The 24,726-nt window shown below is 61.3% G+C and carries 23 protein-coding genes; 21 read left to right on the plus strand and 2 right to left on the minus strand.

Going from position 1 to position 24,726, the window contains the following annotated elements; translation table 11 throughout:
• Window positions 1–94 precede the first annotated feature (94 nt).
• The 12 genes from ACN0SO_RS04935 (at window position 95) to ptsN (ending at window position 11,426) form a co-directional block, all read left to right on the plus strand.
• Window positions 95–349 (plus strand): hypothetical protein, encoded by a 255-nt coding sequence (locus ACN0SO_RS04935; protein WP_417675161.1) that lies wholly within the window; start codon window positions 95–97, stop codon window positions 347–349.
• 167 nt (window positions 350–516) lie between these two features.
• On the plus strand, window positions 517–2,907 hold the full coding sequence (locus tag ACN0SO_RS04940; protein WP_417675163.1) for a heavy metal translocating P-type ATPase: 2,391 nt from the start codon (window positions 517–519) through the stop codon (window positions 2,905–2,907).
• Between the two features lie 117 nt (window positions 2,908–3,024).
• The gene (gene cueR, locus ACN0SO_RS04945) at window positions 3,025–3,414 is read left to right on the plus strand and encodes a Cu(I)-responsive transcriptional regulator (RefSeq protein ID WP_417675165.1); all 390 of its coding nucleotides are present in this window, start codon (window positions 3,025–3,027) and stop codon (window positions 3,412–3,414) included.
• Complete coding sequence (locus ACN0SO_RS04950) at window positions 3,411–3,833, plus strand: cytochrome c (RefSeq protein WP_417675167.1); 423 nt, start codon at window positions 3,411–3,413, stop codon at window positions 3,831–3,833. The genes cueR and ACN0SO_RS04950 overlap by 4 nt, the downstream gene beginning before the upstream one ends.
• Window positions 3,834–3,886: 53 nt before the next feature.
• A complete protein-coding gene (locus tag ACN0SO_RS04955) occupies window positions 3,887–5,326 on the plus strand; it encodes a multicopper oxidase family protein (protein WP_417675169.1) in 1,440 nt (479 codons plus the stop codon).
• A gap of 158 nt (window positions 5,327–5,484) precedes the next feature.
• Window positions 5,485–6,105 carry a ribonuclease D gene (locus tag ACN0SO_RS04960; protein ID WP_417675171.1) on the plus strand — a complete coding sequence of 207 codons (621 nt, stop codon included), beginning with the start codon at window positions 5,485–5,487 and terminating at the stop codon, window positions 6,103–6,105.
• 132 nt (window positions 6,106–6,237) lie between these two features.
• Window positions 6,238–6,900: an LPS export ABC transporter periplasmic protein LptC gene (gene lptC, locus ACN0SO_RS04965; protein ID WP_417675173.1), complete on the plus strand. Its 663-nt coding sequence runs from the start codon at window positions 6,238–6,240 to the stop codon at window positions 6,898–6,900.
• A gap of 1 nt (window position 6,901) precedes the next feature.
• Window positions 6,902–7,456, plus strand: a complete 555-nt coding sequence (locus tag ACN0SO_RS04970; protein WP_417675175.1) for an LptA/OstA family protein — start codon at window positions 6,902–6,904, stop codon at window positions 7,454–7,456.
• 166 nt (window positions 7,457–7,622) lie between these two features.
• Window positions 7,623–8,369 carry an LPS export ABC transporter ATP-binding protein gene (gene lptB / locus ACN0SO_RS04975; protein ID WP_417676385.1) on the plus strand — a complete coding sequence of 249 codons (747 nt, stop codon included), beginning with the start codon at window positions 7,623–7,625 and terminating at the stop codon, window positions 8,367–8,369.
• A gap of 68 nt (window positions 8,370–8,437) precedes the next feature.
• Window positions 8,438–9,997 (plus strand): RNA polymerase factor sigma-54, encoded by a 1,560-nt coding sequence (gene rpoN / locus ACN0SO_RS04980; RefSeq protein WP_417675177.1) that lies wholly within the window; start codon window positions 8,438–8,440, stop codon window positions 9,995–9,997.
• A 307-nt stretch (window positions 9,998–10,304) separates the two neighbouring features.
• Complete coding sequence (gene hpf, locus ACN0SO_RS04985; RefSeq protein ID WP_417675179.1) at window positions 10,305–10,892, plus strand: ribosome hibernation-promoting factor, HPF/YfiA family; 588 nt, start codon at window positions 10,305–10,307, stop codon at window positions 10,890–10,892.
• A 66-nt stretch (window positions 10,893–10,958) separates the two neighbouring features.
• Complete coding sequence (gene ptsN / locus ACN0SO_RS04990; RefSeq protein WP_417675181.1) at window positions 10,959–11,426, plus strand: PTS IIA-like nitrogen regulatory protein PtsN; 468 nt, start codon at window positions 10,959–10,961, stop codon at window positions 11,424–11,426.
• Window positions 11,427–11,519: 93 nt separating this feature from the next.
• On the opposite strand, the gene mdoH is transcribed toward ptsN, so the two are convergent.
• Window positions 11,520–13,349 carry a glucans biosynthesis glucosyltransferase MdoH gene (gene mdoH, locus ACN0SO_RS04995; RefSeq protein ID WP_417675183.1) on the minus strand — a complete coding sequence of 610 codons (1,830 nt, stop codon included), beginning with the start codon at window positions 13,347–13,349 and terminating at the stop codon, window positions 11,520–11,522.
• Between the two features lie 115 nt (window positions 13,350–13,464).
• On the opposite strand from mdoH, the gene ACN0SO_RS05000 reads away from it, so the two are divergent.
• From ACN0SO_RS05000 to ACN0SO_RS05040, 9 genes are all read left to right on the plus strand, one after another.
• Window positions 13,465–14,463 (plus strand): zinc-dependent alcohol dehydrogenase, encoded by a 999-nt coding sequence (locus ACN0SO_RS05000; RefSeq protein WP_417675185.1) that lies wholly within the window; start codon window positions 13,465–13,467, stop codon window positions 14,461–14,463.
• Window positions 14,464–14,502: 39 nt separating this feature from the next.
• Entirely contained in the window at window positions 14,503–14,904 is a 402-nt protein-coding gene (locus tag ACN0SO_RS05005) for a 6-pyruvoyl trahydropterin synthase family protein (RefSeq protein WP_417675187.1), read from the plus strand.
• Window positions 14,897–15,958, plus strand: coding sequence for a glycosyltransferase family 4 protein (locus ACN0SO_RS05010; protein ID WP_417675189.1), 1,062 nt, complete (start codon window positions 14,897–14,899; stop codon window positions 15,956–15,958). Before ACN0SO_RS05005 ends, ACN0SO_RS05010 begins: the two co-directional genes overlap by 8 nt.
• Window positions 15,955–16,752, plus strand: coding sequence for a class I SAM-dependent methyltransferase (locus ACN0SO_RS05015; protein WP_417675191.1), 798 nt, complete (start codon window positions 15,955–15,957; stop codon window positions 16,750–16,752). The genes ACN0SO_RS05010 and ACN0SO_RS05015 overlap by 4 nt, the downstream gene beginning before the upstream one ends.
• A 307-nt stretch (window positions 16,753–17,059) precedes the next feature.
• Window positions 17,060–17,311 carry an acyl carrier protein gene (locus tag ACN0SO_RS05020; protein ID WP_346915604.1) on the plus strand — a complete coding sequence of 84 codons (252 nt, stop codon included), beginning with the start codon at window positions 17,060–17,062 and terminating at the stop codon, window positions 17,309–17,311.
• A gap of 1 nt (window position 17,312) precedes the next feature.
• Complete coding sequence (locus tag ACN0SO_RS05025) at window positions 17,313–18,494, plus strand: acyl-CoA dehydrogenase family protein (RefSeq protein ID WP_417675194.1); 1,182 nt, start codon at window positions 17,313–17,315, stop codon at window positions 18,492–18,494.
• 5 nt (window positions 18,495–18,499) lie between these two features.
• Window positions 18,500–19,411: an amino acid--[acyl-carrier-protein] ligase gene (locus ACN0SO_RS05030; RefSeq protein WP_417675196.1), complete on the plus strand. Its 912-nt coding sequence runs from the start codon at window positions 18,500–18,502 to the stop codon at window positions 19,409–19,411.
• Between the two features lie 17 nt (window positions 19,412–19,428).
• Window positions 19,429–20,427 carry a DUF1839 family protein gene (locus ACN0SO_RS05035; protein WP_417675198.1) on the plus strand — a complete coding sequence of 333 codons (999 nt, stop codon included), beginning with the start codon at window positions 19,429–19,431 and terminating at the stop codon, window positions 20,425–20,427.
• Window positions 20,428–20,495: 68 nt separating this feature from the next.
• Window positions 20,496–22,931: a glycoside hydrolase family 2 protein gene (locus tag ACN0SO_RS05040; protein ID WP_417675200.1), complete on the plus strand. Its 2,436-nt coding sequence runs from the start codon at window positions 20,496–20,498 to the stop codon at window positions 22,929–22,931.
• Between the two features lie 12 nt (window positions 22,932–22,943).
• Here the strand turns inward: ACN0SO_RS05040 and ACN0SO_RS05045 are convergent, their stop codons facing one another.
• Window positions 22,944–24,713, minus strand: a complete 1,770-nt coding sequence (locus tag ACN0SO_RS05045; protein WP_417675202.1) for a hypothetical protein — start codon at window positions 24,711–24,713, stop codon at window positions 22,944–22,946.
• Window positions 24,714–24,726: the final 13 nt, after the last annotated feature.

Below are 24,726 nucleotides of genomic sequence, written 5' to 3' on the forward strand. Positions count from 1 at the left end.
AAAGCCGTCTGTAAACCGGGTCGGATCTGGCGCATAATGCCAAGCGCAGTTTTTTAGACCTTGTTGAGTGGAATAGATCAAAGGGAGAATTTCAATGCGTCTGACCAAAATTCTGATGGCCGCGGCCTTCGTTATCGCCGCGCCGACCGTCGCCCTCGCCGATTGCACGTCGGATATCGACAAGGTGGAGGCGACCCTCGGGCGGGCCGACAGCAACGGCATCGATTTCGAGACCGGCAACCAGATGCGCGCACTTCTGGAAAAAGCCTACGAAGAGCACCGGAAGGGCAACGAAGCCGCCTGCCAGGAGCTGATCGATCAGGCGAAATCCATGGGCGGCGTGGAATAGACAGCGATCGTCCGGATCTCCCGGAAAAAAGCGTTTGGGTCATTGCGGGCGTTCCTGAGGAAGGGGCGCCTGCGATGACGCTTGGCTGAAGAGCACTTGACCTTCCAGTTGCTGGAAGCCTTATCTTCGGGTTCAATCACAAATCCGAACGATGAGAGGCGCCTGCAATGAGCACGAACAGTGTAGCGAAAACGCCGGCATCGGGACCAGGCAGCGTTCATGATGAACATGCTGGCGGTGATGGCGCTGCGGAGACGGTCATCGATCCGGTCTGCGGTATGACGGTCGCCCTTGGAAAAGGCAAGCCGCACCTTGTCTACAAGGGCAAGGACTATCATTTCTGCAGTTCCGGCTGTCACGACAAGTTCGAGGCCGATCCCTACTTTTATCTGTCCGGCAACCACAGCAAGAAAAAAGCGCTGGAGGCGGAAAAGGCGTCCTCCGGCGGAGCGCTCTACACCTGTCCGATGCATCCGGAAATCGTTCAGGAGGGGCCGGGTTCCTGCCCGATCTGCGGCATGGCGCTCGAGCCGATGAGCGGTGTGTCGGACGAGCCGAACCACGAACTGGTCGACTTTACCCGCCGCCTGTGGGTCAGCGCCGGCGCGGCTGTCCCGCTTCTCATCCTCACCATGGGGCCGATGATCGGCCTGCCGTTCCGCGAATGGCTCGGCGAACGGCTTTCGATCTACCTGGAGGCGCTGCTGGCGACGCCGGTGGTGCTATGGGCGGCCCAGCCGTTCTTTCTCCGCGGCTGGGCGTCGTTGAAGACACGCAAATTCAACATGTGGACCCTGATCATGCTGGGCGTGGGGGCGGCCTATGCCTATTCCATGGTCGCGGGGCTTATGCCGGAGATCTTCCCGGCCGAGATGCGTTCCGGGAACGGCTTCATGCCGGTCTATTTCGAGGCTTCGGTGGTGATCGTCGCCCTGATCTTCGTCGGTCAGGTGCTGGAGTTGAGAGCGCGTGAGCGCACCGGCGGCGCCATTCGCGCGCTGATGGACCTGGCGCCGAAGACCGCGCGCCGGATCACGCCGGAGGGCGATGAATATGACGCGCCGCTGGAAAATATTCTTTCCGGCGACAGGCTTCGCGTGCGCCCCGGCGAAAAAGTTCCGGTCGATGGCACGGTGATCGAGGGTTATTCCTCCGTGGACGAAAGCCTTGTGACCGGCGAACCGGTTCCGATCGAAAAGCAGGCCGGTGACGATGTCACCGGAGGAGCGCTGAACAAGTCCGGCACACTCGTCATGGAAGCAAAGCGGGTCGGCAGCGATACCATGCTGGCCAAGATCGTCGACATGGTGGCCGCCGCCCAACGATCCCGCGCACCGATCCAGGGGCTGGCCGACACGGTCTCGAGCTATTTCGTCCCCGCCGTGGTCCTGTCGGCCGTCGCGGCTTTCGTCGTCTGGCTCTTCGTCGGGCCCGCGCCGTCGCTCGTCTATGCGGTCGTGGCCGCGGTATCCGTGCTGATCATCGCCTGCCCCTGCGCGCTGGGCCTCGCAACGCCCATGTCGATCATGACCGCGACGGGCCGGGGCGCCCAGTCGGGCGTGCTGATCAAGGACGCGGAGGCGCTGGAGCGGCTTGCGCGCGTCGATACCGTCATCGTCGACAAGACCGGCACACTCACCGAGGGCCGGCCCGAACTTGCCGATGTAATTGCCTTTGGCAGCCTTGAGGAGGACGACCTGCTTGTCCTGGCCGCTAGCCTTGAAAAGGGATCGGAACATCCGCTGGCCGAAGCCATCGTGCGCGCCGCTCAGGACAAGAATCTCAGCCTCGGCCCGGTTTCCGACTTCAACGCGGAAACCGGCAAGGGCGTGCTCGGCACAGTCGATGGAAAGACATTGCTGTTCGGCAATCTGGGCCTGCTTCAGGACAAAGGCATTGACCCGTCTTCTGGCGAGGAACAGGCGGCACGGCTTCAGGATGAGGGCAAGACCGTCATGTTCTTCGCGGTGGACGGTCTCTTCGCCGGCTTGATCACCGTGGTCGACCCGATCAAGGAAAGCGCGCGCGCGGCGATCCGCACGCTCCACGATGAAGGGTTGTCGGTCATCATGGCCACCGGCGACAATGCCCGCACGGCCCATGCGGTGGCCAATGCGCTCGGCATCGACGATGTGCTCGCAAGCGCCCTGCCGGAAGACAAGAAGGCGCTGGTCGAAAAGCTGAAGAAGGCCGGCAAGAAAGTCGCCATGGCCGGTGACGGCATCAACGACGCGCCGGCGCTTGCCGCCGCCGATGTCGGCATTGCCATGGGGACGGGCGCGGACGTGGCGGTGGAGAGCGCGGGGCTCACGCTGCTGAAGGGCGATCTCGCCGGCATTGCCAAGGCGCGCAAGCTGGCCCGGGCGACGCTCGCCAACATCAAGCAGAACCTTTTCTTCGCCTTCGTCTACAATACGGTCGGCGTGCCGATCGCGGCCGGGGTTCTCTATCCCGTCTTCGGGGTCCTGTTGTCGCCGATGCTGGCGGCGGCCGCCATGAGCATGTCGTCGGTATCGGTGATTTCCAACGCCCTGCGCCTGCGAAACCTGAAACTCTAGATCAACCTGCTTTCATGCGGTCCCACATGAAAGCGGAAAAGTTGGTCGATCTTAAAATGATAGAAGATCTCGTCAGCGTTCACCTGAACGCAAGATGCCCTAACCGGGGAGCTCGACATGAATATCGGACTTGCGGCCGAACAGTCCAATCTGCCGCCCAAAACCATCCGCTACTATGAGGACATCGCCCTTATCCGGCCCGCCCGTTCGGAAAACGGCTACCGGGACTATTCGGAGACCGACGTCCACCGGCTGAAATTCCTGCAGCGGGCGCGCAGCCTCGGCTTCACCATCGACGAGTGCCGCCTGCTCCTGTCCCTCTATGAGGACGAGCATCGGGCGAGTGCGGACGTGAAGGCGATCGCGCTCGCCAAGATCGACGAGATCGACCGGAAACTGACCGAACTCCAGTCCCTGCGGGCAACGCTGGCAAACCTGGCCGGAAACTGCCACGGCAATGACAAGCCGAATTGTCCGATCATCGACGACCTTGCGGGGGAGAAATGAAGACGCAGGTCTGGATCGCCGCGGCAGCCGTCATTGCCATCGCGGCAGGCTATCTCCTTCTGAAAAAGGAGGACAAATCCTCCCTCGATGTCGCGGCCGGAGCCCCCCTGGTCGCCGTCAAGGTGCCGCAACTGACCGGAGACGCCCTGAAAGGCGAAGCGCTGTTCAACGACAACTGCGCAAGTTGCCATGGAAAGAATGCGGCCGGACGGGACGGCAACGGACCGCCGCTGATACACAAGATCTACGAGCCGAACCACCATGCCGACGGCGCCTTCTATCTGGCTGCGATGCGCGGTGTCAGGGCCCATCATTGGACCTTTGGCGACATGCCGCCGGTCGAAGGCATGGGGCAAGAGCAGGTGGCGAGCATCGTCACTTATGTGCGGACCTTGCAGCGGGAAAACGGGATTTTCTGACCGGCCTGTCCGGCAGACTTGAAAAGTGCGCTTTGCGCCGGGAAGGATACGTCATGGTGACAGGCAGTTCGGGTTTGACAGAAACCCGGAAGAACGATTTCCGGTTTACCCGCCGCAAACTGCTGGCGGGTGCGGCCGGTTTCGCTGGTGGGGCAATGATCCCCGGGAGTGGCTTCGGGACAGCTCATGCAGCCGACGGCTTTTTAGAAATCACCGCCGGTCCGACCCAATACAAGCTCTACAAGGACGATGCCGCAGCCTCGGACCTGTGGCTCTATGACGGCGGCCTTCCGGGGCCGGAAATCCGGGTCCGGCGCGGCGAGCGGGTGAAGGTGCGTCTGATCAATGCCCTGGAAGAGGCAACCTCGATCCACTGGCACGGGGTGCGGATCGACAACGCCATGGACGGGGTGTCCGGTCTGACACAGGATCCGGTGCCGCCCGGCGGAACCTTCGAATACGACTTCGTCGCGCCCGACGCGGGCACCTACTGGTATCACGCCCACAACAAGAGCTGGAACCAGGTCGGGCGGGGGCTCTACGGTCCCCTGATCGTCGAGGAAGAGGACCCGGTCTTCGACCGCGACCACGATCTCATGCTGATCATGGACGACTGGCGCCTCAATGACGAGGGCCGACTGGACACGGAAAGTTTCGGCGCGCTGATGGACTGGGCCCATGCCGGAAGGCTCGGAAACTGGCTGACCGTGAACGGCAAAAGCAGTCCGTCCTTCGCCCTCAAGGCGGGCGAGGCCTACCGGATCCGCCTGGTCAACGCCTCCAATGCCCGTGTGCTGGAACTCGATCCCGACAGCATCGGTGGTCAGGTGATCGGCTATGACGGGCAGGTCTTGACCGCTGCCGAACAGGCGACGACCGAAGCCCTCGTGATCGGCCCGGCGCAAAGGGTGGATCTGATGGTGGTGCCGGAAGCCGGCCGTGACCTCGCGCTTGTGGAGGTCTCCACCAGAGAACGGTTCGCCTTTGCCGAATTCAAGGTGACGGGGGAGGGCAAGGGCAAGCCGCCCGCGCGGCTGCCGCTGGCCAACACGCTTCCCGCACCGGATCTGTCGAATGCGACGCGGGTCGTCCTCGACATGACCGGCGGAGCAATGGGCCAGATGGGACCGATGCGCTACAAGGGTCGTGAGCTGACACAGGACGATATGCGGGCAACCGGTCAGGTCTGGGCTTTCAACGGGATCGCGAATGTTGGAGAGCAGCCCTTGTTCGAGGCTGCTCGTGGCGAAACGGTGCTCCTTGAGACCGTCAACAACACCGCCTGGCCCCATGCGATCCACCTCCACGGACACCATTTCCGGACCGTCGGCGCCGATGGTTCGCTGGGCCCCTGGCGGGACACGTTCCTGATCGGTCGGGAGGAAACCGTCAAGGTCGTGTTTCAGGCGGACAATCCCGGAAAATGGTTGCTTCACTGCCACATGCTGGAACATGCCGCAGCCGGCATGACGACCTGGATCCGGGTGACCTGATCCCGACGGCGGGCCTGGCAACGCTTGCCAAGCCCCCGGTCATGATCTACGTGAGAGCAACCGTTTCGATGAGCCTGATTTCCGGTTCGTTTTGACGCGACCGGCCCTTCGCGATAAATGACCGGGCTGAATTTGCATGTGAAGGAGCCGTATTCGGCATGACGATCCGCTACCACAAGAACGACCTGCCCGACCTGAGCGCCTACGCGGAAGCCGACGCCGTTGCCGTGGATTCAGAGACCCTCGGGCTCAATCCGCATCGCGACCGGCTTTGTGTCGTTCAGCTGTCGCCCGGTGACGGAACCGCCGATGTGGTGCAGATCGACCGTGGGCAGACCGAAGCGCCGAATCTCGTGGCGCTGCTGTCCGATGCGTCGAAGCATAAGATCTTCCACTTCGCCCGGTTCGACGTCGCGGTCCTGCGCCATTATCTCGGGGTCGAGGTCACGCCGGTATGGTGCACGAAAATCGCCTCCAAGCTGGTGCGCACCTATACCGATCGCCACGGCCTGAAGGACATCACCCGCGAACTCCTGGGCGTGGAACTGTCCAAGCAGCAGCAAAGCTCCGACTGGGCCGCCGAGACGCTGTCTGACGCCCAGCTGTCCTACGCGGCCTCCGATGTGCTGTACCTGCACCAGTTGAAAGCCCGGCTGGAAATGATGCTGGAGCGGGAACAGCGAACCCACATCGCGCAAGCCTGCTTCGATTTCCTGCCCACCCGTGCCGAACTGGACCTGAAGGGCTGGGAGGAAACGGATATTTTCGCCCATTCCTGATGGCGTTCGGGTAGATTGCCGGATGGATGGAAGCGAAAAAGCCTGTAATCCTGTTTTTGAAATCCTATATGGGTGCCGAGGGGGCGTCGGGACCGGTCCGCGGAATGCGGGCGAATAATGCGGGGTTGAACCGTGACGCTTGATGTTGCCGATACCGATCCTCTGCGTGCAGCGCTTGTCGGGGTCAGGGAGATGACGCGCGCCCAGAAGACGGCGCGCCGGCACAGCCGTGCAGTCAGGTTTTTTCGGATCTTCTTCCCTGCGATCGGTGTTCTGATCTTTGGCGGTATGGTCGCACTGATCGTCGTCTTCAATTACCTTTCCGATCTCGGCATCGGGGCCGTCAGTCTGACGGCCGACGGGCTGGTCATGCACAGGCCCGAGCTGTCCGGCCACGATGGCGACCGCTCCTACCGGGTGACGGCAAACCGTGCCGTGCAGCGTCTCAGCAACCCGATGATCATCGATCTGGAGATGATCCGGGCGGATATCGTGCCCGGTCCCAACCAGCTCGCCAAGGTCACCGCGTTGAAGGGCATATTCGATAACGACAAGGAAACGCTGAGGCTTTACGACGGGCTTCAACTCGAATGGAGCGAGGGCTATACCGTCGACCTGTCCGAGGTCTCGATCGATCTGAAGACGGGCGAGGTGCGCACGGATGAACCGATTTCAATCCGCTCCGAGAAGGGAACGATCCGGGCAGGACGGTTGAGCTACGATCAGGAAGCAGGCAAGGTGCGGTTTACCGACGGAATCAAGATGACCCTCCAACCGCCGGAACAGGGGAAATAGAATGAATAAACTGCTCCGCCTGACGCTCGCCGGAGTGCTGTGTGTGTTCGCAATCCCCCATATTGCGTCGGCGCAGACCTTTTCCGATGCCTTTGCAGGGTTCGGTTCCAATTCCAAGGACCCGATCCAGATCGAAGCGGAGCAGCTGGAGGTCGAGGACAAGTCCAACAGCGCCACGTTCAAGGGCGATGTGGTCGTGTCCCAGGGTGACACCCAACTGAAGACCGAACGTCTGCGCGTCTTCTACGACGGTTCCGCGACCGGCGACGTTCAGCAGAAGATATCGCGCCTTGAGGCATCGGGCCGGGTCCACATCACCGCCAAGGACCAGACCGCGACCGGCGATGAAGCGAGTTTCGACATGAACCGCCAGGTGATGGTCATGACCGGCAAGGAAGTGGTTCTCAGCCAGGGGCCGAACGTGGTGGTGGGCAAAAAGCTGACCGTCAATCTCAAAACCGGGACGGCGAACCTGCAAGGGGGCGTTTCTGGAACCTCCGAGGGGTCAGGCCGCGTAAAGGTACTTCTCCAGCCGAAAAGCCTCAACAAGAACTGACTTCGGTCATGACGACCGCGGTATTCCGGCCGGGCGCCTGCCTTGTTCTTAACTCGACAGTGGAAAGGCGAGGCCTTATGACAAGGGCTGCGCGCTCAATCAATGGATCGCATTTGTGAAACTGTTTTCCATCGCCTCGACACCGACGCCCGTGGACATGAATGAGATGTCCGGGGACGGTCATGACCCGACCGGAGCCCTGGTGGTGGATGGTATCGGCAAGACCTACGGTCGTCGTCAGGTGGTCAAGTTCGTGAGCCTGGCGGTTCGACCGGGTGAGGCCGTCGGGCTGCTTGGACCGAACGGCGCGGGCAAGACCACGACTTTCTATATGATCACCGGCCTGATCCGCCCGGATCAGGGCGCGATCATGCTCGATGGCCTGGACATCACCAAGATGCCCATGTACCGCCGTGCCCGCCTCGGTATCGGTTATCTGCCCCAGGAAGCTTCCATCTTCCGCGGGCTGACGGTGGAGGAAAACATCCGCGCCGTGCTCGAGGTGATCGAGCCGAACCGGAAGAAGCGCAACGAGGAACTGGATAATCTGCTGGCCGAATTCGGCCTGACCCACCTGCGCAAGGCGCCTTCGATTTCTCTGTCCGGCGGGGAGCGGCGCCGCGTCGAAATCGCCCGCGCTCTCGCCAGCCGCCCGTCGTTCATGCTGCTCGACGAACCCTTCGCGGGCATCGACCCGATCGCGGTCGGCGATATCCAGCAGCTTGTCCGGCATCTGACCCAGCGCGGCATCGGCGTTCTGATCACCGATCACAACGTGCGTGAAACCCTCGGATTGATCGACCGGGCCTATATTATCGCGGCCGGAGAAGTGCTCACAGAAGGCCTTCCAAACGAAATCGTAACCAATCCGGACGTTCGCCGGCTTTATCTCGGGGAACAATTTACGCTTTGATGACAGGTCCCCTAATACGCTATAAGCAAGAAGTGGACCAAAAGACGATCAGGGCGCGCCGGGCATAAATGGCAATTTCGACAAAGCTGGAGATGCGACAAAGCCAGTCGCTGATCATGACGCCTCAGCTCATGCAGGCGATCAAGCTGCTGCAATTGTCGAACCTCGATCTTGTCGCCTATGTCGACGCTGAACTGGAGCGCAATCCGCTTCTGGAAAAGGGCGAAGGTGACTTGCCCGCAGGCGGCGAGACCGAAACCGGTGCCGGGATGTCCGAAAGCGGGGACTATTCCGGAGAGGACGCCGGATCGGCCGCGTCCGGCGGTGAACCCACATCCGGCGACTGGATGGAAAGCCAGCTGGAAACCGGCTCGGAAGCCATCGCCTCGCGGCTCGATACCGACCTCGGCAACGTTTTTCCCGATGAACCCGGCGTGCCCGCATCGCCCGATCCGGCCGCGCTGAAAGGCGGCGACAGCTACAAGAACGTCTCCAGCGGCTCCGCCGGCGAGGACTACAATCTGGAAGCCTTCGTGGCGGAGGAAGAGTCGCTCGTTCATTCCCTGGAAGACCAGATGCATCTGGTGCTCGCCGATCCGGTGGACAAGCTGATCGGCAATCACCTCATCAACTCGCTGGATGAAAACGGCTATCTCCATCAGGATCTCGCCGAGGCCGCCGAGCAGTTCGGGGTGGACGAAGAGCGCATCGAGCGGGTTCTTGCGCAGATGCAGACCTTCGAGCCGGCAGGTGTTTTCGCCCGCAACCTGCGCGAATGCCTGAAGCTGCAGCTTATCGACCGGAACCGCTTCGATCCGGCGATGGAAGCGCTCATTGAAAACCTGGATCTCCTGGCGCGGCACGACTACGCGGCTTTGCGCAAGGTCTGCGGCGTGGATGACGAGGACCTGACCGAAATGGTCGCGGAAGTGAGGGCGCTCGATCCGAAACCGGGCAGCGTCTTCGGGTCGGCCCTGGTCCAGCCGCTGGTGCCCGACGTCTTTGTCCGCCGGGCGAACGACGGCTCCTGGTCGGTCGAACTGAACTCCGACACCCTGCCCAAGGTGCTCGTCAACCAGACCTATTACGCAACGATCACCAAGACCGCGCGCAACGAGACGGAAAAGGAATACCTGACCGATTGCCTGCAAACGGCGAATTGGCTGGTGAAGAGCCTGGACCAGCGGGCCAAGACGATCCTCAAGGTATCCACAGAGATCGTACGCCAGCAGGACGGGTTTTTGACCTACGGCATCGAGTATCTGCGGCCGCTCAATCTGAAGACGGTCGCGGATGCGATCGGCATGCATGAATCGACGATCAGCCGGGTGACGTCGAACAAATACATGGCGACCTCCAGGGGTATTTTCGAACTGAAATACTTCTTTTCTTCGGCCATTTCGGCGACGGAAGGCGACGATGCCCACTCGGCGGAAAGTGTCCGCCACAAGATCAGGCAGATGATCGACGCGGAATCTCCCGATGCCATTCTTTCCGACGACACCATCGTTAAGCGTTTGAAAGATGACGGCGTGGACATTGCGCGGCGCACCGTCGCGAAGTACCGCGAGGCCATGAAGATCGGATCCTCCGTACAGCGGCGGCGGGAGAAGCGGGCAAACCGCTAAACCGTCTGCACAGGCCTGATGGCGACCGCTTTTCGCCGTCGCGACTGCCTTCCAATTGGTAAACCGGACATCCCCCGCGTATGCGAGCGAATACACAATTCGTGAAGAATCTGGCGCGAAAATGCAAAGTCCTGCAATTGACACAGGCAGGGCACGAGCTTATACGACCGTCCGCATGATGAGAGTCGAAGGGGATGGCGCTCGGGCGCTGACTGGTCCATTCTGTAGGTCTGGAACGTTCACCGCGTTTCAGGCGCCGGCACGGTAGCCGGTGACCTATCGGTCGATACAAGAATAAGAGGTCCCCATGACATTACGGATTTCGGGAAAGAACGTGGACGTTGGCGACGCATTGCGGACGCACGTCACGGACCGGATTGAAGATGCGCTGTCGAAGTATTTTCCCGGCGGCTACAACGGGCACGTCACGTTGAGCCGGGAAGGCACAGGCTTTAAGTCCGAATGTACGTTGCATCTGGATACCGGGACGATTCTCCAGGTATCCGCGCAGGACCAGGAACCGCGGTTGAGTTTCGATCTTGCGGCCGACAAGATCGAGAAACGCTTGCGCCGCTACAAACGCAAACTGAAGGACCATCATCTCCACAATGGGTCCGGACGTGAGGCGTTCGAGGCGGTGTCCTACGTTCTGGCGTCGCCGGAAGAGGAAGAGGAAGTGCCGGAGGATTTCAATCCTCTGGTGATTGCCGAAACGTCGGCAAAGGTGAAGACCATGACGGTCGGTATGGCGGTCATGGAACTGGACCTGAGCGAGGCTCCGGTCGTGATGTTCAAAAATGCGGCCAACGGCGGTATGAATGTGGTTTACCGCCGGGCAGACGGAAATATCGGCTGGATCGATCCGGACCTGGTAGCGAAACAGGCTGCGGAATAAACCAGAAGAAACCGGGTCGGACCCGCGCGGGAGCGTCGGTCCGGTCCCGGACAGTGGCAGGCTAATATGGATCTGAGTGATCTTCTGACGAAGAATGCGGTGATTGCCGGGCTGAAGGCGAAAAGCAAGAAGCAGGCAATCCAGGAAATGTCGGCTAGGGCAGCTGCACTGACGGGGCTTTCAGAACGCGAGGTGTTCGACACGCTGCTTCAGCGTGAGCGTCTCGGTTCGACCGGTGTCGGCCATGGCATTGCCATTCCGCACGGCAAGCTGACGCGTCTGGACCATCTGGTCGGCCTGTTTGCCAGGCTGGAAAAGCCGGTCGATTTCGACGCGCTGGACGATCAGCCGGTCGATCTGGTGTTCCTGCTGCTGGCGCCCGAAGGCGCCGGCGCGGATCACCTGAAGGCGCTCGCCCGTATTGCCCGGCAGTTGCGCGACAGCACCGTGACGCAGGGTCTTCGCGCATCCCATGATCCGGGAGAGATCTACGAGTTGCTGACCCAGCCGATCGCGTCGTCGAACGCGGCCTGAGCCCCGGACGTTTTCGCTCCAGATCAGAGATCTGCAGAAGAGTTCAAAAAACCGGCCTTCGAGGCCGGTTTTTCGTTGCGTGAAGCCTTGTTCTTAGGCCTCGACCGGGACCCGGGCCGGAACCGGTTCGCCGTGGATCGGCATCTGGTCCCAGGCTTCGATCTCCCCGGCAAAGCCGCGTTCGGCCAATGGGGTAAGTCCGAGCGCCCAAAGTTCGGCCGGGGGATCGCTTTCCTCCGGGATCCGCCACAAGGTGGACTTGATGCCCGCAAGGCCGAGGAGAGGTGTGGACGTCAGGATTGCTGCGGGAATGGCGAGGAGCGGTCCCACGGCAATCGGCAGCACCGGCCAGACGAGGGCAAGCGGCTGCTGGCTGATCCAGGCGATGGCGACCAGTCCGAACAGGGTCTGCGGCCAGAGTTTCTGAGCGGTCAGTCCGAGCGGCAGACGCTCCAGATCGCGCCCTTGCGCGCCCCAGCCGATGGACTTTCCGAAGACGAGGCCGCCGATGAAGAGCGTATGGGCAACGGCCATGATCGGTGCGAGCATGGCCGCATAGAGAATTTCGCCGGCGGAGCTGACGATCACGCGGAAAAATCCGCCGAAGGCGCGGCGCAGGTCGGAGCGCAGCAGGATATCGGCGATGGTTGCCAGCTTGGGTGCGAAGACCATGGTCATGATGATGAGGAAGATCGCCGCACCGGTATCCGCCCTGAACGGAGCCACGCCGGTATCCGTCATGCCGAGCCAGGCGGCCGAGACCATGAAGCCGACCCAGGCGGGCGATCCGATGAACATCAAAATGGCGAGAGCGAGCTGAATGCGGCTGACCGGCTTGAGGCCGGGCATGGTCAGCAGCCGCTTGTATTGCAGATTGCCCTGACACCAGCGCAGGTCCCGGCGGATGAATTCCAGGAGGTGGGGCGGGTTTTCCTCGTAGCTGCCGCCTTCCTGAGGCAGGACCCGGACCTCATAGCCGGCCCGGCGCATCATCACCGCTTCCACCTGGTCGTGGGACAGGACCCAGCCCGACAGCGGGCCCTTGCCCGGCAGTTTCGGCAGGCGGCAGTGGTCGATGAACGGCTTGACCCGCAGGACCGCGTTATGACCCCAGTAGGGGCCGCAATCGCCCTGCCACCAGGCGCTGCCAATGGTATAGGAACGCATGCTCAGGCGCATGCCGAACTGGAAGATACGGGCAAAGGCGCTGTCCGTCGGCAGGCCGACCACGAGGCTTTGCAGGATACCGAGCTTCGGGTTGGCTTCCATGCGCCGAACGAGCCCCAGAATGGCCTCCGCCGACATGTAGCTGTCCGCGTCGAGCACCAGCGCGAAATCGTAATCCTTGCCCCAGCGGTCGCAGAAGTCCTCGATATTGCCGGCCTTGTAGCCAGGATTGTTTTCCCTGCGGCGATAGACGACGGAAATCTTGTTCGACCAGCGCTTGGCAAGCCTGTCGGCGAGGGCGTGCTCCGCTTGCACGATGTCGTCAACGAAGCTGTCGCTCAGGACGAACAGAGTGAAGGCAGAAGATTCGCCACTGCGCACCAGATTAGCCAGCATCGCGTTCAGGTTCGTCTCCAGCCGTGAGACGTCCTCGTTGCGGACACAGGACAGGATTGCCGTCCGGCTGGTGAGCGCCGCGGAGGGGTCGCCCTCGTCGATGGGGCACACCGCCCTGGCCGGATCGCGCGAAAGGCGCATGACCGCAAGACCGATGACCGCGTTCCAGAATCCGATGATGGTCCAGGGCAACGTGACGATGAAGCAGCCGAGCACGAGAAAGTCGAGCGCACCGTAACCGTTGGGAGAAAGGGTCACCGCCATCAGCACGGCGAGCGCGGCGAAACTGGCGACAAACAGCGTCAGGAAGGTGATCCTGCGGGCTGTCATGGCCGGTTGGGAGTGTTGGAAAAGAGACATTTCAAATCCAGCGCGCATATTTGTGACTTTCAAAACCTATCGTGATCGCATTAGGGATCTTGTCATCCGTTAATACGGAACTATGACAACGGCAGATCATCGACCGGGTTGTTTCATGACAAATTTCGACGAATTTGCGGCACGCACCGAAAATGCCAGGGCGCTCTGGTACACCGCTCCGGGCGCCTGCGCGTTGCTTGCCGCGAAACTTCCCGTTCCCGATGGCGATTCGGTGCGGATCAGGACGAAGGCGAGCGGCGTGAGCCGGGGAACGGAACGCCTGGTCTGGCGCGGAAACGTGCCCCGGGCCGAATGGCAGCGCATGCGCGCACCGTTCCAGGAAGGCGATTTTCCCTTTCCGGTCAAATACGGCTATGCTGCGGCCGGTATCGTCGAGGCCGGTCCCGATGAATATCTGGGCAGTAGTGTCTTTTGCCTTCATCCGCATCAGTCTGTTTTCACGGTCTCCGCCGGACACGTGGTCCGGATTCCCTCCGGCATCCCCCTGGAACGCGCCGTTCTGGCGGCCAATATGGAGACTGCCCTCAATGCTTTATGGGACGGAATGCCTTCACCTGGGGATCACATCTGCGTGGTCGGCGGCGGCGTGGTCGGCCTGCTGACCGCCTATCTGGCCGCACGTCTCCCGGCGACGCGGGTGACATTGGTGGACGTCAATCCGGCGAGGCGGGACATTGCGGAGGCGTTTGGATGCGATTTTGTTCTCCCCGAAAATCTTCCGGATGATCAGGACCTCGTATTCCACACCAGCGCCACGGCAGCCGGGCTGCATTCGGCGCTGAGAGCCGCCGGCGATGGCGCGACCGTCATCGAAATGAGCTGGTACGGCGACGAGCCGGTCCCGGCTCTTCTCGGCAGCGATTTTCACAGCCGCCGTCTTGTCCTGAAATCCAGCCAGGTCGGCCGCATCCGGGCCGAGCGCCGGGACAGGTGGAGTTTCAAGCGCCGGCTGGAAACCGCCATGTCACTGCTGGCTGACCCTACGCTCGATCGCCTGATCAGCCACCGTATTCCGTTCGACAGTGCGCCGGAGCGCCTGCCGGATCTCTTCAATGACCCGGACGCCCTTGCGACCGTTCTCACCTACGAATGAACCCGTTCCCTCATTTCCAGTTCAAGGATGCTGAAATCGATGTTTGGAGTTGAAGTCCGAGACCACGTCATGATCGCCCATTCCTTCAAGGGCGAATTGTTCGGCCCGGCCCAGGCGCTGCATGGCGCCACCTTCGTGGTGGATGCCGCGTTCCTGGCCGCGACCCTCGATGAAAACGGCGTGGTGATCGATATCGGCCGGGCGCATGAGGCGCTGAAGGAAGTGCTGGAACCGCTGAACTACAAGAACCTGGACGACCTGCCGCAGTTCGCCGGTATCAACACCACGACCGAATTCCTGACCAAACACGTCCACGACCATCTGGCCGCCGCCGCCCGCGACGACCGTCTCGGCCGCCCGGGATCGGAAATAGACGCGATCCGGGTGACCATCTCCGAATCCCATGTCGCCCGTGCCTGGTACGAGGCGCCCGTTGGCTGAGCGCGGCCGTCCGATCGTCTTTGCCTATCCGGGCGACATAGAGACACCGACCGGCGGCTACGGCTACGACCGCCGGATCATCTCCGGATTGCGGGAAAGCGGCCGGCAGGTTGATCTTCTGCCGCTCGGAGATGGATTTCCCTTTCCGGAAGCTGGGGTTCTAGATGAAGCCGTACGCCGGATCGAGACCCTGCCGAAGGGCAGTCGACTTGTCATCGACGGCCTGGCCTACGGGGCGATGGGGGAGGTGGCTGCCCGGCTGGCGGAAGGTCATGACCTGATCGCGCTGGTGCACCATCCGCTGTTCCTGGAAAACGGTCTGCCGCAAGAAACGGCGGACCGTCTGCGGACCTCGGAGAAAGCGGCGCTGGACCGGGCGCAGGCGATTATCGTGACCAGCCCGGCAACGGCCGCGCAGGTTCGCGACTGTTTCGGAAGCGCCGAAAAAAAGATCCATGTCGTTCTGCCCGGCACCGATCGTGCCGCAATTGAAGCGAGGCCGGAGACGGACTGTCCGAACCTGCTGGCCGTCGGCACCATCGTGCCGCGCAAGGGATATGACCTTTTGTTCCAGGCGTTGGTCGAACTGACCGACCTGCCCTGGCGTCTGGATATTGTCGGCGATACCACGCGGGACGAACGCTGCTTTCAGGTGCTCAAAACCCAACTCCATGCAAATGGACTGAAGGATCGGGTCACGTTTCACGGCGCCGTACCGCCGGAGGCCCTGGCCGGTTTTTACGCTAAGGCCGATATCTTTGTCCTTGCAAGCCGTTACGAGGGCTACGGCATAGCCTACACCGAGGCTCTTGCGCACGGCTTGCCCGTGATCGGCAGCGGTGGCGGCGCGGTGCGTGAGACCCTGCCCGAAGGCGCTGCGATCTATTGTGGTGTGGAGGATGTCGGCCGGCTCAAGGCAGCCCTGAAGCAACTCCTTGAGGACGGGCAGGCACGCAACCTTTTCGCGGAGGCTGCGCGGCAGGCTGCCGAGGCGCTGCCGACCTGGCGGGATGCGGCCCGTGCCTTTTCAGCCGTACTGGAGGATTTGTCATGAGCGGATTTTCCGCCGACTGGCTGCGACTGCGGGAACCGGTGGATCTGGCCGCCCGCAACGACCTGGTCGAAGACGCTTTTGTGTCCGCCCTTCCCAAGGGGCAGGTGCGCCTGCTGGATCTGGCCAGCGGAGCAGGCTCCACCGTCGCGGCTCTGTCCGCTCGTCTGGGGGCGTCCCAGAACTGGCTCCTGACCGACAATGATCCGGCATTGCTGGAGGTATCCGGGCAACGGTTCTCGCGGTTTGGACAAGGCGCGGTCGCGTGCCGTCAGGTGGATCTTGCCGGTGACCTCGCCTCGCTTCCCTTCGTGAACGTCGACGGGGTGACGACATCCGCCTTTCTCGATCTGGTGACCCCGCCTTTTCTGGAACAGCTTGTCGGCCTCGTTACCGCGGCACGCCTGCCTTTCCTGGCCAGCCTGACCTATGACGGTCGCGCCTCCTGCACGCCCGCCGATCCGTTCGACGAGGACATTCGCCAAGCCATGAATGCCCATCAGAAGACTGACAAAGGCTTTGGTGCGGCCCTTGGTCCCGATGCGGCGGCCGCGGCAGAAGCGCTGTTTGAAGCCGCCGGTTACCGGGTGGTGTCCGGACCTTCCGACTGGCACACGGACCGGAATGCGCCGGCCTTTCAGCGGGAACTGATTTCCGGCTGGGTCTCCGCCGGGTCGGACATGGGACTGGATCCGGACCGCTTGTCCCACTGGCTGGAGAGGCGGACGGAACAGATCGCGGAAGGCGCGCTCGCGATCGCAGTCGGGCATCGGGACATGGCTGCCATTCCTCGCTGACCTCGGATCAAAGAGCGGATGCGCGCCTGAAGAGCGCTACGAATAAAGTTCTCTCTGTGATTTTATAAGCAAAAATACCGCGATTACGCAGAGGCGCTTCTGTAAGCGCCTCTTTTTGTTATGAAATGTCTGCTATATTAAATATTTTTAATAATCGTTTTAGGTTAATAAATCGCTTTTTAACTTTATCAATAAATTAACCAAGCGTTTTAAGGTAAGTTTATCTATTATTCTCTAGTTAGATCTTACGAGGTGCGCAAACAGCCGGACAAAATCATCAAACCGGCGTAATCGACAGGAAATCACTATGACGACCATTATTCGCGAGCTGTTGGCCAAGCACGGCAGCCTTCCCGTTTCTGTTGACCAGCTGAAAGACACTGATGACCTCTATGAGGCGGGTCTGTCCTCCTTTGCCTCCGTCCAGCTCATGCTGGCGCTCGAGGACGAGTTCGATGTCGAATTCCCAGAAAACCTCCTGAACCGCAAATCGTTCTCTTCCATCGCGGCGATTGCCGAGGCGCTGTCCCAGATCACAGAAGACAAGAAGGTGGCCTGATATGAACAAGGTTGCCGATATCAAGGCCATGAGCCTTGTCGAACGGGCAAAGCGCGCAGCGGTCGTTGCGTCCGAACATGCCGATGATGTCGATCAAAAAGCACGCTTTCCGAAAGAAGCCGTGGAAGCCATGAAAGCCGAAAAGCTCATGGGAATCCAGATTCCGGTGGAGCTTGGCGGAGAAGGCGCTTCGACAGCCGAAATTGCAGAAGTCTGCAGCATTCTCGGCCAGGCCTGTTCAGCGGCAGCCATGACCTTTTCCATGCACCAGATCAAGGCGTCCAGCCTGGTCTCCCATGGGGATGGGGCAAGCTGGCATCGGGACTTCATGGCCCGCATTGCCAGCGAGCAGTTGTTGCTCGGCTCCGCGACGACCGAAGCCGGGATCGGCGGCAACCTGAGAAACTCCATCTGCGCCGTCGAGGTCGAAGGTAACCGTTGCCGGTTGGAAAAGGATGCGACGGTCATATCCTACGGCGAAGAAGCCGATGCCATTCTGGTCACCTCCCGCAGCCACAAGGATGCGGCTCCATCCGATCAGGTGATGACGGTTTTCCTGAAAGGCCAGTATTCGCTGGCAAAGACCCATGACTGGGACACACTGGGCATGCGCGGCACCTGTTCCGACGGTTTCCTGTTCAAGGCCGAAGCGCCGGCGGAACAGATTCTGCCCAAGCCGTTCGCCGAAATCGCGGCCCAGTCCATGCTCGCCAATGCGCATATCCTTTGGAGCGCCGTCTGGTTCGGTATTGCCGCCGATGCCGTCAAGCGGTCTCAGGCCTTCGTCAAGGCGGCCGCCCGGCGCACGCCGGGCGCAACGCCTCCCGGAGCGCTGCGGCTGGCCGAGGTCTCCGGATTGTTGCAGATGGTGAAATCGACTGTCACCGCAGCAATTGCCGAGTTCGACGCCGCCCGCGCCGACGAGAACAAGCTGTCGTCCATGGGCTTCGGTGTGGCGATGAACAACGTCAAGATCTCTTCCTCCCAGACGATCCTGACGATCATCAACCACTGCATGTTGATTTGCGGCATTCTCGGTTACAAGAACGGCACGCCTTTCAGCCTTGGCCGGCACCTGCGGGATGCCCATTCCGCGCAGTTGATGATTTCCAACGACCGCATCCTCGGGAACACGTCGACGATGCTGCTCGTTGGCAAGCAAGACACCAGCCTGTTGGGGTAAGCAAAATGGATATGCAGACTTCACTGCTCGACCGACTGTTTGCAAGCGGCCTTCTGATCGAAACCGGTGTCGATGGTCTTTACGGTCGTTCCGGCAAGTTCGAGGATGTCGTTGCCGCCTTCGAACGGCTGATCGAAACCTTCGGCGGCGAAGACGGCGCCGAGGCGATCCGCTTTCCTCCGGGCATGAACCGGGCCCATTTCGAAGGCTCCGGCTACATGAAGAGCTTTCCGCAGCTTGCCGGCACCGTGCACAGCTTCTGCGGCTGCGAACTCGATCACATGAACCTCCTGCAGTGTATGGCCGAAGGCGGGGACTGGACAAAGGATCAGCAGGCGACCGATATCGTGCTGACGCCTGCGGCCTGCTATCCGCTCTATCCGACGATTGCCAAGCGGGGCCCGCTGCCGGTCGGCGGCGGCCTGTTCGACCTGCAGTCGTACTGCTTCCGCCACGAACCGTCGAAGGATCCGGCCCGGATGCAGCTGTTCCGAATGCGCGAGTATGTCCGCATGGGCACTCCGGCCGAGGTTCAGGATTTCCGCCAGCTCTGGATGGAGCGCGGACAGAAACTGATCGAGACGGTGGGGCTTCCGGTTCATGTGGATGTCGCCAATGATCCGTTCTTCGGCCGCGCCGGCAAGATGTTGGCGAACAACCAGCGTGACCAGAACCTGAAATTCGAACTGCTGATCCCGGTGACCTCGACGGCCAATCAAACCGCGTGCCTGTCGTTCAACTACCATCAGGATCATTTCGGTTCGACCTGGGGTCTGAAGACCGCCGATGGCGAGACCGCGCATACCGCGTGCGTCGGCTTCGGTCTGGAGCGAATCGCGCTGGCGTTGTTTGCCCAGCACGGCCTCGAGACAGCCGACTGGCCGGCGCCGGTGCGCAAGGCGCTCTGGGGCGCGTAATGCGGAAGGACGTCGACATGGAAGCGGTATTTCCGGATATCGATCCGGCTACCTACGTGCGTCATCCCCTGCACGCGATGACGCGCGACTGGCCGGAGACCAACTGCTATCTCGACATCTGGATCGAGGTGCTGGCCGCCTGCGGCATGCCGCCGGAAGCCTGTCTCGGCTTTGCCGTCACCCAGGATTTCGAAGGCGACCAGTTCACCTTCTTCAAGGTGCCCCTGGAAGATCTGGAGGCGCTATTCGGCCTCCGCGTCACAGAGCTTGCGATCTACGACCGCGTCGAGCGCCACGTGGAAGAGCAAATCCGCCGCGGCCGTCTGACCTTGGTGGAAATGGACAGCTATTTTCTGCCGGACACGCAAGGGACCTCCTACAGGAGCCAGCACGGCAAGACCACGGTCGCGATCAACCGGCTCGATGTCGAAGGCCGGACGATGGACTATTTCCACAATCTCGGTCTGCACCGGCTCGAAGGCGAGGATTTCGACGGCATCTTTCATATGAATGCCCCGGAAGGCGCATTGCCTTTTCTGCCCTACACGGAGTTCGTCAAGTTCCCCGAGGACGGTGTCCCGGAGCGGAAACGGATCAGGGAGGCGGCTGTCGAGCTGCTGTCCCGTCATTTGGCGCGGCGACCGCAGGTCAATCCGGTTGCGGCTTTCGCCGGCGTGTTCCCGGAACAGGTCGCTGAGGTTGCCGACCGGCCGTTCGGTTTCTTTCACCTTTACGCGTTCAATACGCTGCGCCAGCTCGGTGCGAATTACGAGCTGTTCTCCGCCCATCTGGACTGGTTGACGGAAGAAGGCGTTGCGGACCTGAGCCAAACCGCCGAAGCCGCCCGGACGATCTCCTCGACCGCCAAGACGGTCCAGTTCCAACTGGCCCGGGCGGTGATGCGCAAGAAGTTCGACAAGCTCGTTCCGGCTTTGCAGCCGGCAGTCGAAGCCTGGGACACCATCATGGACACGCTTGACGCTCAACTCGGCAAGCCTTCGTCGAAGGCTGCCTGAGGATCGGCGCGGCCGGGCGATATCATGGATAGGGGCAAGACGGTTCCTGTCAGGGGGCGCTATAAAAAATGCTGACGGAACAATGGTCTCTTGCCGTGGCGGAGGCCGGAGGGATTGCAGACCCCTCCGGCCTCGCCACTCTCACCGATTGGGTGCCGGCAAAGGTTCCGGGAACGGCGGCGGAAGCCTTGTCGGCTGCCGGCCGCTACGATCCGGAAAATCCTCGGGCCTTGCATGACAAGGACATCTGGTACGTCACCGATTTTGCCGCAGACGTGCCGGGCACGCGGGTTCTGCGTTTCGATGGTCTGGCAACGATCGCCGAGGTCTATCTCAACGGCGAGAAGATCCTGGAAAGCCGGAACATGTTTCTGGGTCACGAGGTTCCCGTCGAGCTTCGCCCGGAAAACCGGCTTGTCCTCTGCTTTCGGGCTCTGCAGCCCGCACTTGACGAAAAAGGGCCCCGTGCCCGCTGGCGGCCACAGCTTGCCACGTCTCAGGGGCTCCGGCTCGTCCGCACCACGCTTCTGGGGCACATGCCCGGCTGGTGCCCGGACGTGCATGCGGTCGGCCCCTATCGCCCGATCTCCCTGATCGACACGTCGACCCCGCGCGTGACGGCCAGGGAGATCGGGGCGCGCCTCGACGGTTCCGGGAACGGCGTTCTCACCGTCTCGGCCGAACTTGGCGGCATCGATGATGCGCCGGTACTGGAATGCTGTGGCATGCAAGCAGACATGGTACACGGCGAGGATGGCCTCTGGTCCGCGACGCTGACCGTTCCTGACGTGAAGCCCTGGATGCCACATACCCACGGCGAACCGGTCCTGCACGCTATCCGCATTCGGTGCGGTGACACGAATCACGACCTGGGACGCACCGGCTTCCGGACGATCGAGGTCGACAGGGGAGCGGACGGCAACGGCTTCGGGCTGGTCGTCAACAGCGTGCCCGTCTTCTGCCGCGGCGCGGTCTGGACCAATGCCGATATCCTGCGGCTGCCGGGTGACCGGGAAAGCTACCGCCCGTGGCTGGAACTGGCGCGCGATGCCGGCATGAACATGCTGCGCATCGGCGGCACCATGACCTACGAGACGCGCGATTTCTTCGAGTTGTGCGACGAACTCGGCATTCTCGTCTGGCTGGACTTCCAGTTCGCCAATTACGATTACCCGGTCAAGGACGAAACCTTCGTCGAAACGGTCGAGGCGGAAGCCCGCTATCAGCTCGAAGTCTCCCAGGGCTGCCCGTCGCTGGCCGTCCTGTGCGGCGGCAGCGAGATTTACCAGCAGGGCGCCATGATGGGCCTGCCCGAGAGCCGCAGGAAGGGGCCGCTGACGGAAGAGATCCTGCCGGCAATCAGCCGCGACCGGCGTCCGGACGTGGCTTATGTGGCAAACTCTCCGTGCGAAGGCGCCTTGCCGTTTTCCCCGAACGCAGGGATTGCCCATTACTATGGCGTCGGCGCCTATCAGCGTCCGCTCGAAGATGCCCGCCGCGCCGATGTCCGCTTCGCGGCCGAATGCCTCGCCTTCTCAAACGTGCCCCAGGCCGAAACCCTTGCCGAACACTTGCCGGTGAAACCCGGCCATGATCCGCGCTGGAAGGCGCGGGTTCCCCGGGACCGGGGCGTCGGTTGGGACTTCGAGGATGTGCGCGATCATTATTTCAGGCAACTCTACGGCCTCGATCCGGCAGCCGTGCGTTACGGAGATCCGGACCGTTACCTCGATCTGTCGCGGGCCGTCACCGGCGAGGTCATGGCTGCGACCTTCGCCGAATGGCGGCGTGAGCGATCCTCCTGCCGAGGCGCGCTTGTCTGGACATTTCAGGATCTTCTGCCGGGCGCAGGTTGGGGGGTCGTCGATGCGACCGGACGTCCAAAGCCGGCTTACTATGCGCTGAAGCGAAGCTTCTCACCGGTTCAGGTAAGCGTGACCGACGAAGGCACGAACGGTCTCAGTGTCCACGTTGTCAACGAGACGGCGGGGTGCAAGCCGCTTGTGTTGACGCTTTCCTGCCTGCGTGACGGCAGAGTGCCTGTCGTTTCCGGGCGCAGAGAACTCGAGCTCCCGCCGCGCGAAGCGCAGGAGATCGCCGCAACCGATCTGTTCGGCGCTTTCTTCGACGTAACCTATGCCTACCGTTTCGGCCCGCCCTCTCACGATGTCACTGTGGCCCGCCTTATCGACCCGGCAACGGAGGAAGTTCTTTCCGAAGCCTTCCATTTTCCGTCGGGTTACCCGCAGGTGCGCCGGCCGCTGGAGATCGAGGGGGATCTGGAAGCAGCCGGCGATGGCAGCTGGATACTGCGTCTTAAGACGACGGGGTTCGCCCAGTCGGTGCATCTCGATGTCCCGGGATTTTCGATTTCCGACGACTGGTTCCACCTGGCGCCGGGAGCCGAAAAAAGGATTATGCTGACCCTCTCGGCCGGCACGGATCCGGAGACTCAGCCGGCCGTCCAGGTTACAGCGCTGAACGGGCTGGCCGCGAAGATTTAAAGGCGGCTCGCTCTATTCGGCTGCCTGAGACTGGAGCGGCTGCGTGTCGTTCCATCGCGGATCAAGTAGAACGCTTTCCAGAAGGTTAAGCAGACTCAGCTGGGAGTCTTCCGGCGTCAGATTATGGTCAGCATTGGGAATGAGGGTCTGCGTCACGTTCGAATAGACCTTTAGCCCGGCAAAATCGGCGCCGAAGTAAGTGGCGAGTTCATCAAGGCTGCCGTCGTTCTCGCTATTCACGATGTAGATCGGGACCGACCTTTTCGCATGGGTTTCGAAAATTCCGAGGCAAGCACGTCTGTTTCGGCCTGTTTCGGTGAGGTTCCCGAGATAGGGCGCAAGTTTGTGGGCAATGCGGTCGTTGACATGAGACAGGATGTGTCTGCCGGCACTGACCACATCGACCTGGCCGGTTACCAGGCGTTTCAGGGTCGACAGACTTCGCGCGCGATGCCGGTATTCCTCCATTGGACGGGCGCCGCTCACGAGGGCCTCATCGATATTGTAATTTGATTTCTCGATCAGCGTTAGCTGATTAATCAGCATCATGCCGCGAATACGCGGATCGCTATGGGCATAATGGAAAGAAGCCCAGGCACCGAGGCAGCGCCCGACCAGAAAGATCGGATTGGGCAGAGTATCAGTCAGGTAATCGGTAGCGATCTTCAGATCGTAGCTTTGGCCGGAGGTGTAGAGGATCCGGTCCGGTTCGCCTTCCGTCGGAGGCGTTTCACCGATGTTTGCGAAGTCGAAACGAAAGGACGGGATTCCCCTTTCGGCGAGGTAGCGCGCTGCGCGGACCCATATTCTGCCCCAGCCGACGGTATGATTGTAAGCGGCATTGAGGAAAACGGCCACTGGCGCGGTCGTTTCGCCCTTCGGACGGCAAAGTACGCCAAAATATCGGTTGTCGGGTCCGAAAGTGACGGGTTGCTCGGTGAAGCCCTGTCCATCCAGGATGACGGGTCCGGCATCCGTCCGGGCCGGTGTAATATCCGATCCTTCCTGGGGGGCGAAATGCGTTTGACTCCAGGCAATGACATCCGCGATCAGCTGGTCCGATATGATCGAGGTCGCGGGTGTGGCCATGAGTTCGGCATAGCCTTTGAAAACCCTCCGTTCGACCTTGCACCCTTTGGCTTCGATCTGATCGGCCATTTCCATATCGTTGCTATCCCCGGTTCGCATCAGAACCAGGCAGCGGGGAGTCGATGTGAGTTCCAATTTTCCGACGTTTACGGACTTGAGGTCCGCCTGCAGTTTTTCGGTCATCTTGAAACCCGAAAAACCCGTATCACTCTTTTTGCCCGACAAGGCGATACCGAGACCTTCATCGGTCATCTGTGCGTGGAGTTGCAACTCACGTATGTAGCGGCGGCCACTGAAAACCGGGTCGGCCAGAATGACGCCTTCGACATTACCAAGTGCCTGGCTCGCCATGAGGGCGATGGTCGAGCCGATGTTCAGTCCAAAGAAAAGAACACGCCGGCAACCGGAGACTTCCTGAAGCCGCTTCGCGGCGTCGACCGCAGTTTGCACCCAACCGTCCAGCCCGCTATCCGGTTCCGGATCCAGCATGTTGCAGGTTCCAGGATAATCGATGCGAAGCACCGGAAATCCCGCTGCCGCGAGTTCATCGGCCAGTATGCGCAAGAACTTGCGACTGCACAGTTCGGCAAAACCCCAGGCTCCGCACATCACGTAGCCTGTATCGCCGAAGGACGGATGGTAAAGGGCGAAGTTGTCTCCGAGGGAAACCGGAATAGCGGCCGAACGGGGCATGGTGGTCGAATAC

Source organism: Roseibium sp. (assembly GCF_048260565.1).
In the GTDB taxonomy this organism is placed as follows: Bacteria; Pseudomonadota; Alphaproteobacteria; order Rhizobiales; family Stappiaceae; genus Roseibium.

Excerpts from the sequence above, each read along its gene's own strand:
- ACN0SO_RS04935 (WP_417675161.1), top strand. The coding sequence starts at position 95 with ATGCGTCTGACCAAAATTCTGATGGCCGCGGCCTTCGTTATCGCCGCG.
- ACN0SO_RS04940 (WP_417675163.1), top strand. The coding sequence starts at position 517 with ATGAGCACGAACAGTGTAGCGAAAACGCCGGCATCGGGACCAGGCAGC.
- cueR (WP_417675165.1), top strand. The coding sequence starts at position 3,025 with ATGAATATCGGACTTGCGGCCGAACAGTCCAATCTGCCGCCCAAAACC.
- ACN0SO_RS04950 (WP_417675167.1), top strand. The coding sequence starts at position 3,411 with ATGAAGACGCAGGTCTGGATCGCCGCGGCAGCCGTCATTGCCATCGCG.
- ACN0SO_RS04955 (WP_417675169.1), top strand. The coding sequence starts at position 3,887 with ATGGTGACAGGCAGTTCGGGTTTGACAGAAACCCGGAAGAACGATTTC.
- ACN0SO_RS04960 (WP_417675171.1), top strand. The coding sequence starts at position 5,485 with ATGACGATCCGCTACCACAAGAACGACCTGCCCGACCTGAGCGCCTAC.
- ACN0SO_RS04970 (WP_417675175.1), top strand. The coding sequence starts at position 6,902 with ATGAATAAACTGCTCCGCCTGACGCTCGCCGGAGTGCTGTGTGTGTTC.
- lptB (WP_417676385.1), top strand. The coding sequence starts at position 7,623 with ATGTCCGGGGACGGTCATGACCCGACCGGAGCCCTGGTGGTGGATGGT.
- rpoN (WP_417675177.1), top strand. The coding sequence starts at position 8,438 with ATGGCAATTTCGACAAAGCTGGAGATGCGACAAAGCCAGTCGCTGATC.
- hpf (WP_417675179.1), top strand. The coding sequence starts at position 10,305 with ATGACATTACGGATTTCGGGAAAGAACGTGGACGTTGGCGACGCATTG.
- ptsN (WP_417675181.1), top strand. The coding sequence starts at position 10,959 with ATGGATCTGAGTGATCTTCTGACGAAGAATGCGGTGATTGCCGGGCTG.
- mdoH (WP_417675183.1), bottom strand. The coding sequence starts at position 13,349 with ATGTCTCTTTTCCAACACTCCCAACCGGCCATGACAGCCCGCAGGATC.
- ACN0SO_RS05000 (WP_417675185.1), top strand. The coding sequence starts at position 13,465 with ATGACAAATTTCGACGAATTTGCGGCACGCACCGAAAATGCCAGGGCG.
- ACN0SO_RS05005 (WP_417675187.1), top strand. The coding sequence starts at position 14,503 with ATGTTTGGAGTTGAAGTCCGAGACCACGTCATGATCGCCCATTCCTTC.
- ACN0SO_RS05015 (WP_417675191.1), top strand. The coding sequence starts at position 15,955 with ATGAGCGGATTTTCCGCCGACTGGCTGCGACTGCGGGAACCGGTGGAT.
- ACN0SO_RS05020 (WP_346915604.1), top strand. The coding sequence starts at position 17,060 with ATGACGACCATTATTCGCGAGCTGTTGGCCAAGCACGGCAGCCTTCCC.
- ACN0SO_RS05025 (WP_417675194.1), top strand. The coding sequence starts at position 17,313 with ATGAACAAGGTTGCCGATATCAAGGCCATGAGCCTTGTCGAACGGGCA.
- ACN0SO_RS05030 (WP_417675196.1), top strand. The coding sequence starts at position 18,500 with ATGGATATGCAGACTTCACTGCTCGACCGACTGTTTGCAAGCGGCCTT.
- ACN0SO_RS05035 (WP_417675198.1), top strand. The coding sequence starts at position 19,429 with ATGGAAGCGGTATTTCCGGATATCGATCCGGCTACCTACGTGCGTCAT.
- ACN0SO_RS05040 (WP_417675200.1), top strand. The coding sequence starts at position 20,496 with ATGCTGACGGAACAATGGTCTCTTGCCGTGGCGGAGGCCGGAGGGATT.
- ACN0SO_RS05045 (WP_417675202.1), bottom strand. The coding sequence starts at position 24,713 with ATGCCCCGTTCGGCCGCTATTCCGGTTTCCCTCGGAGACAACTTCGCC.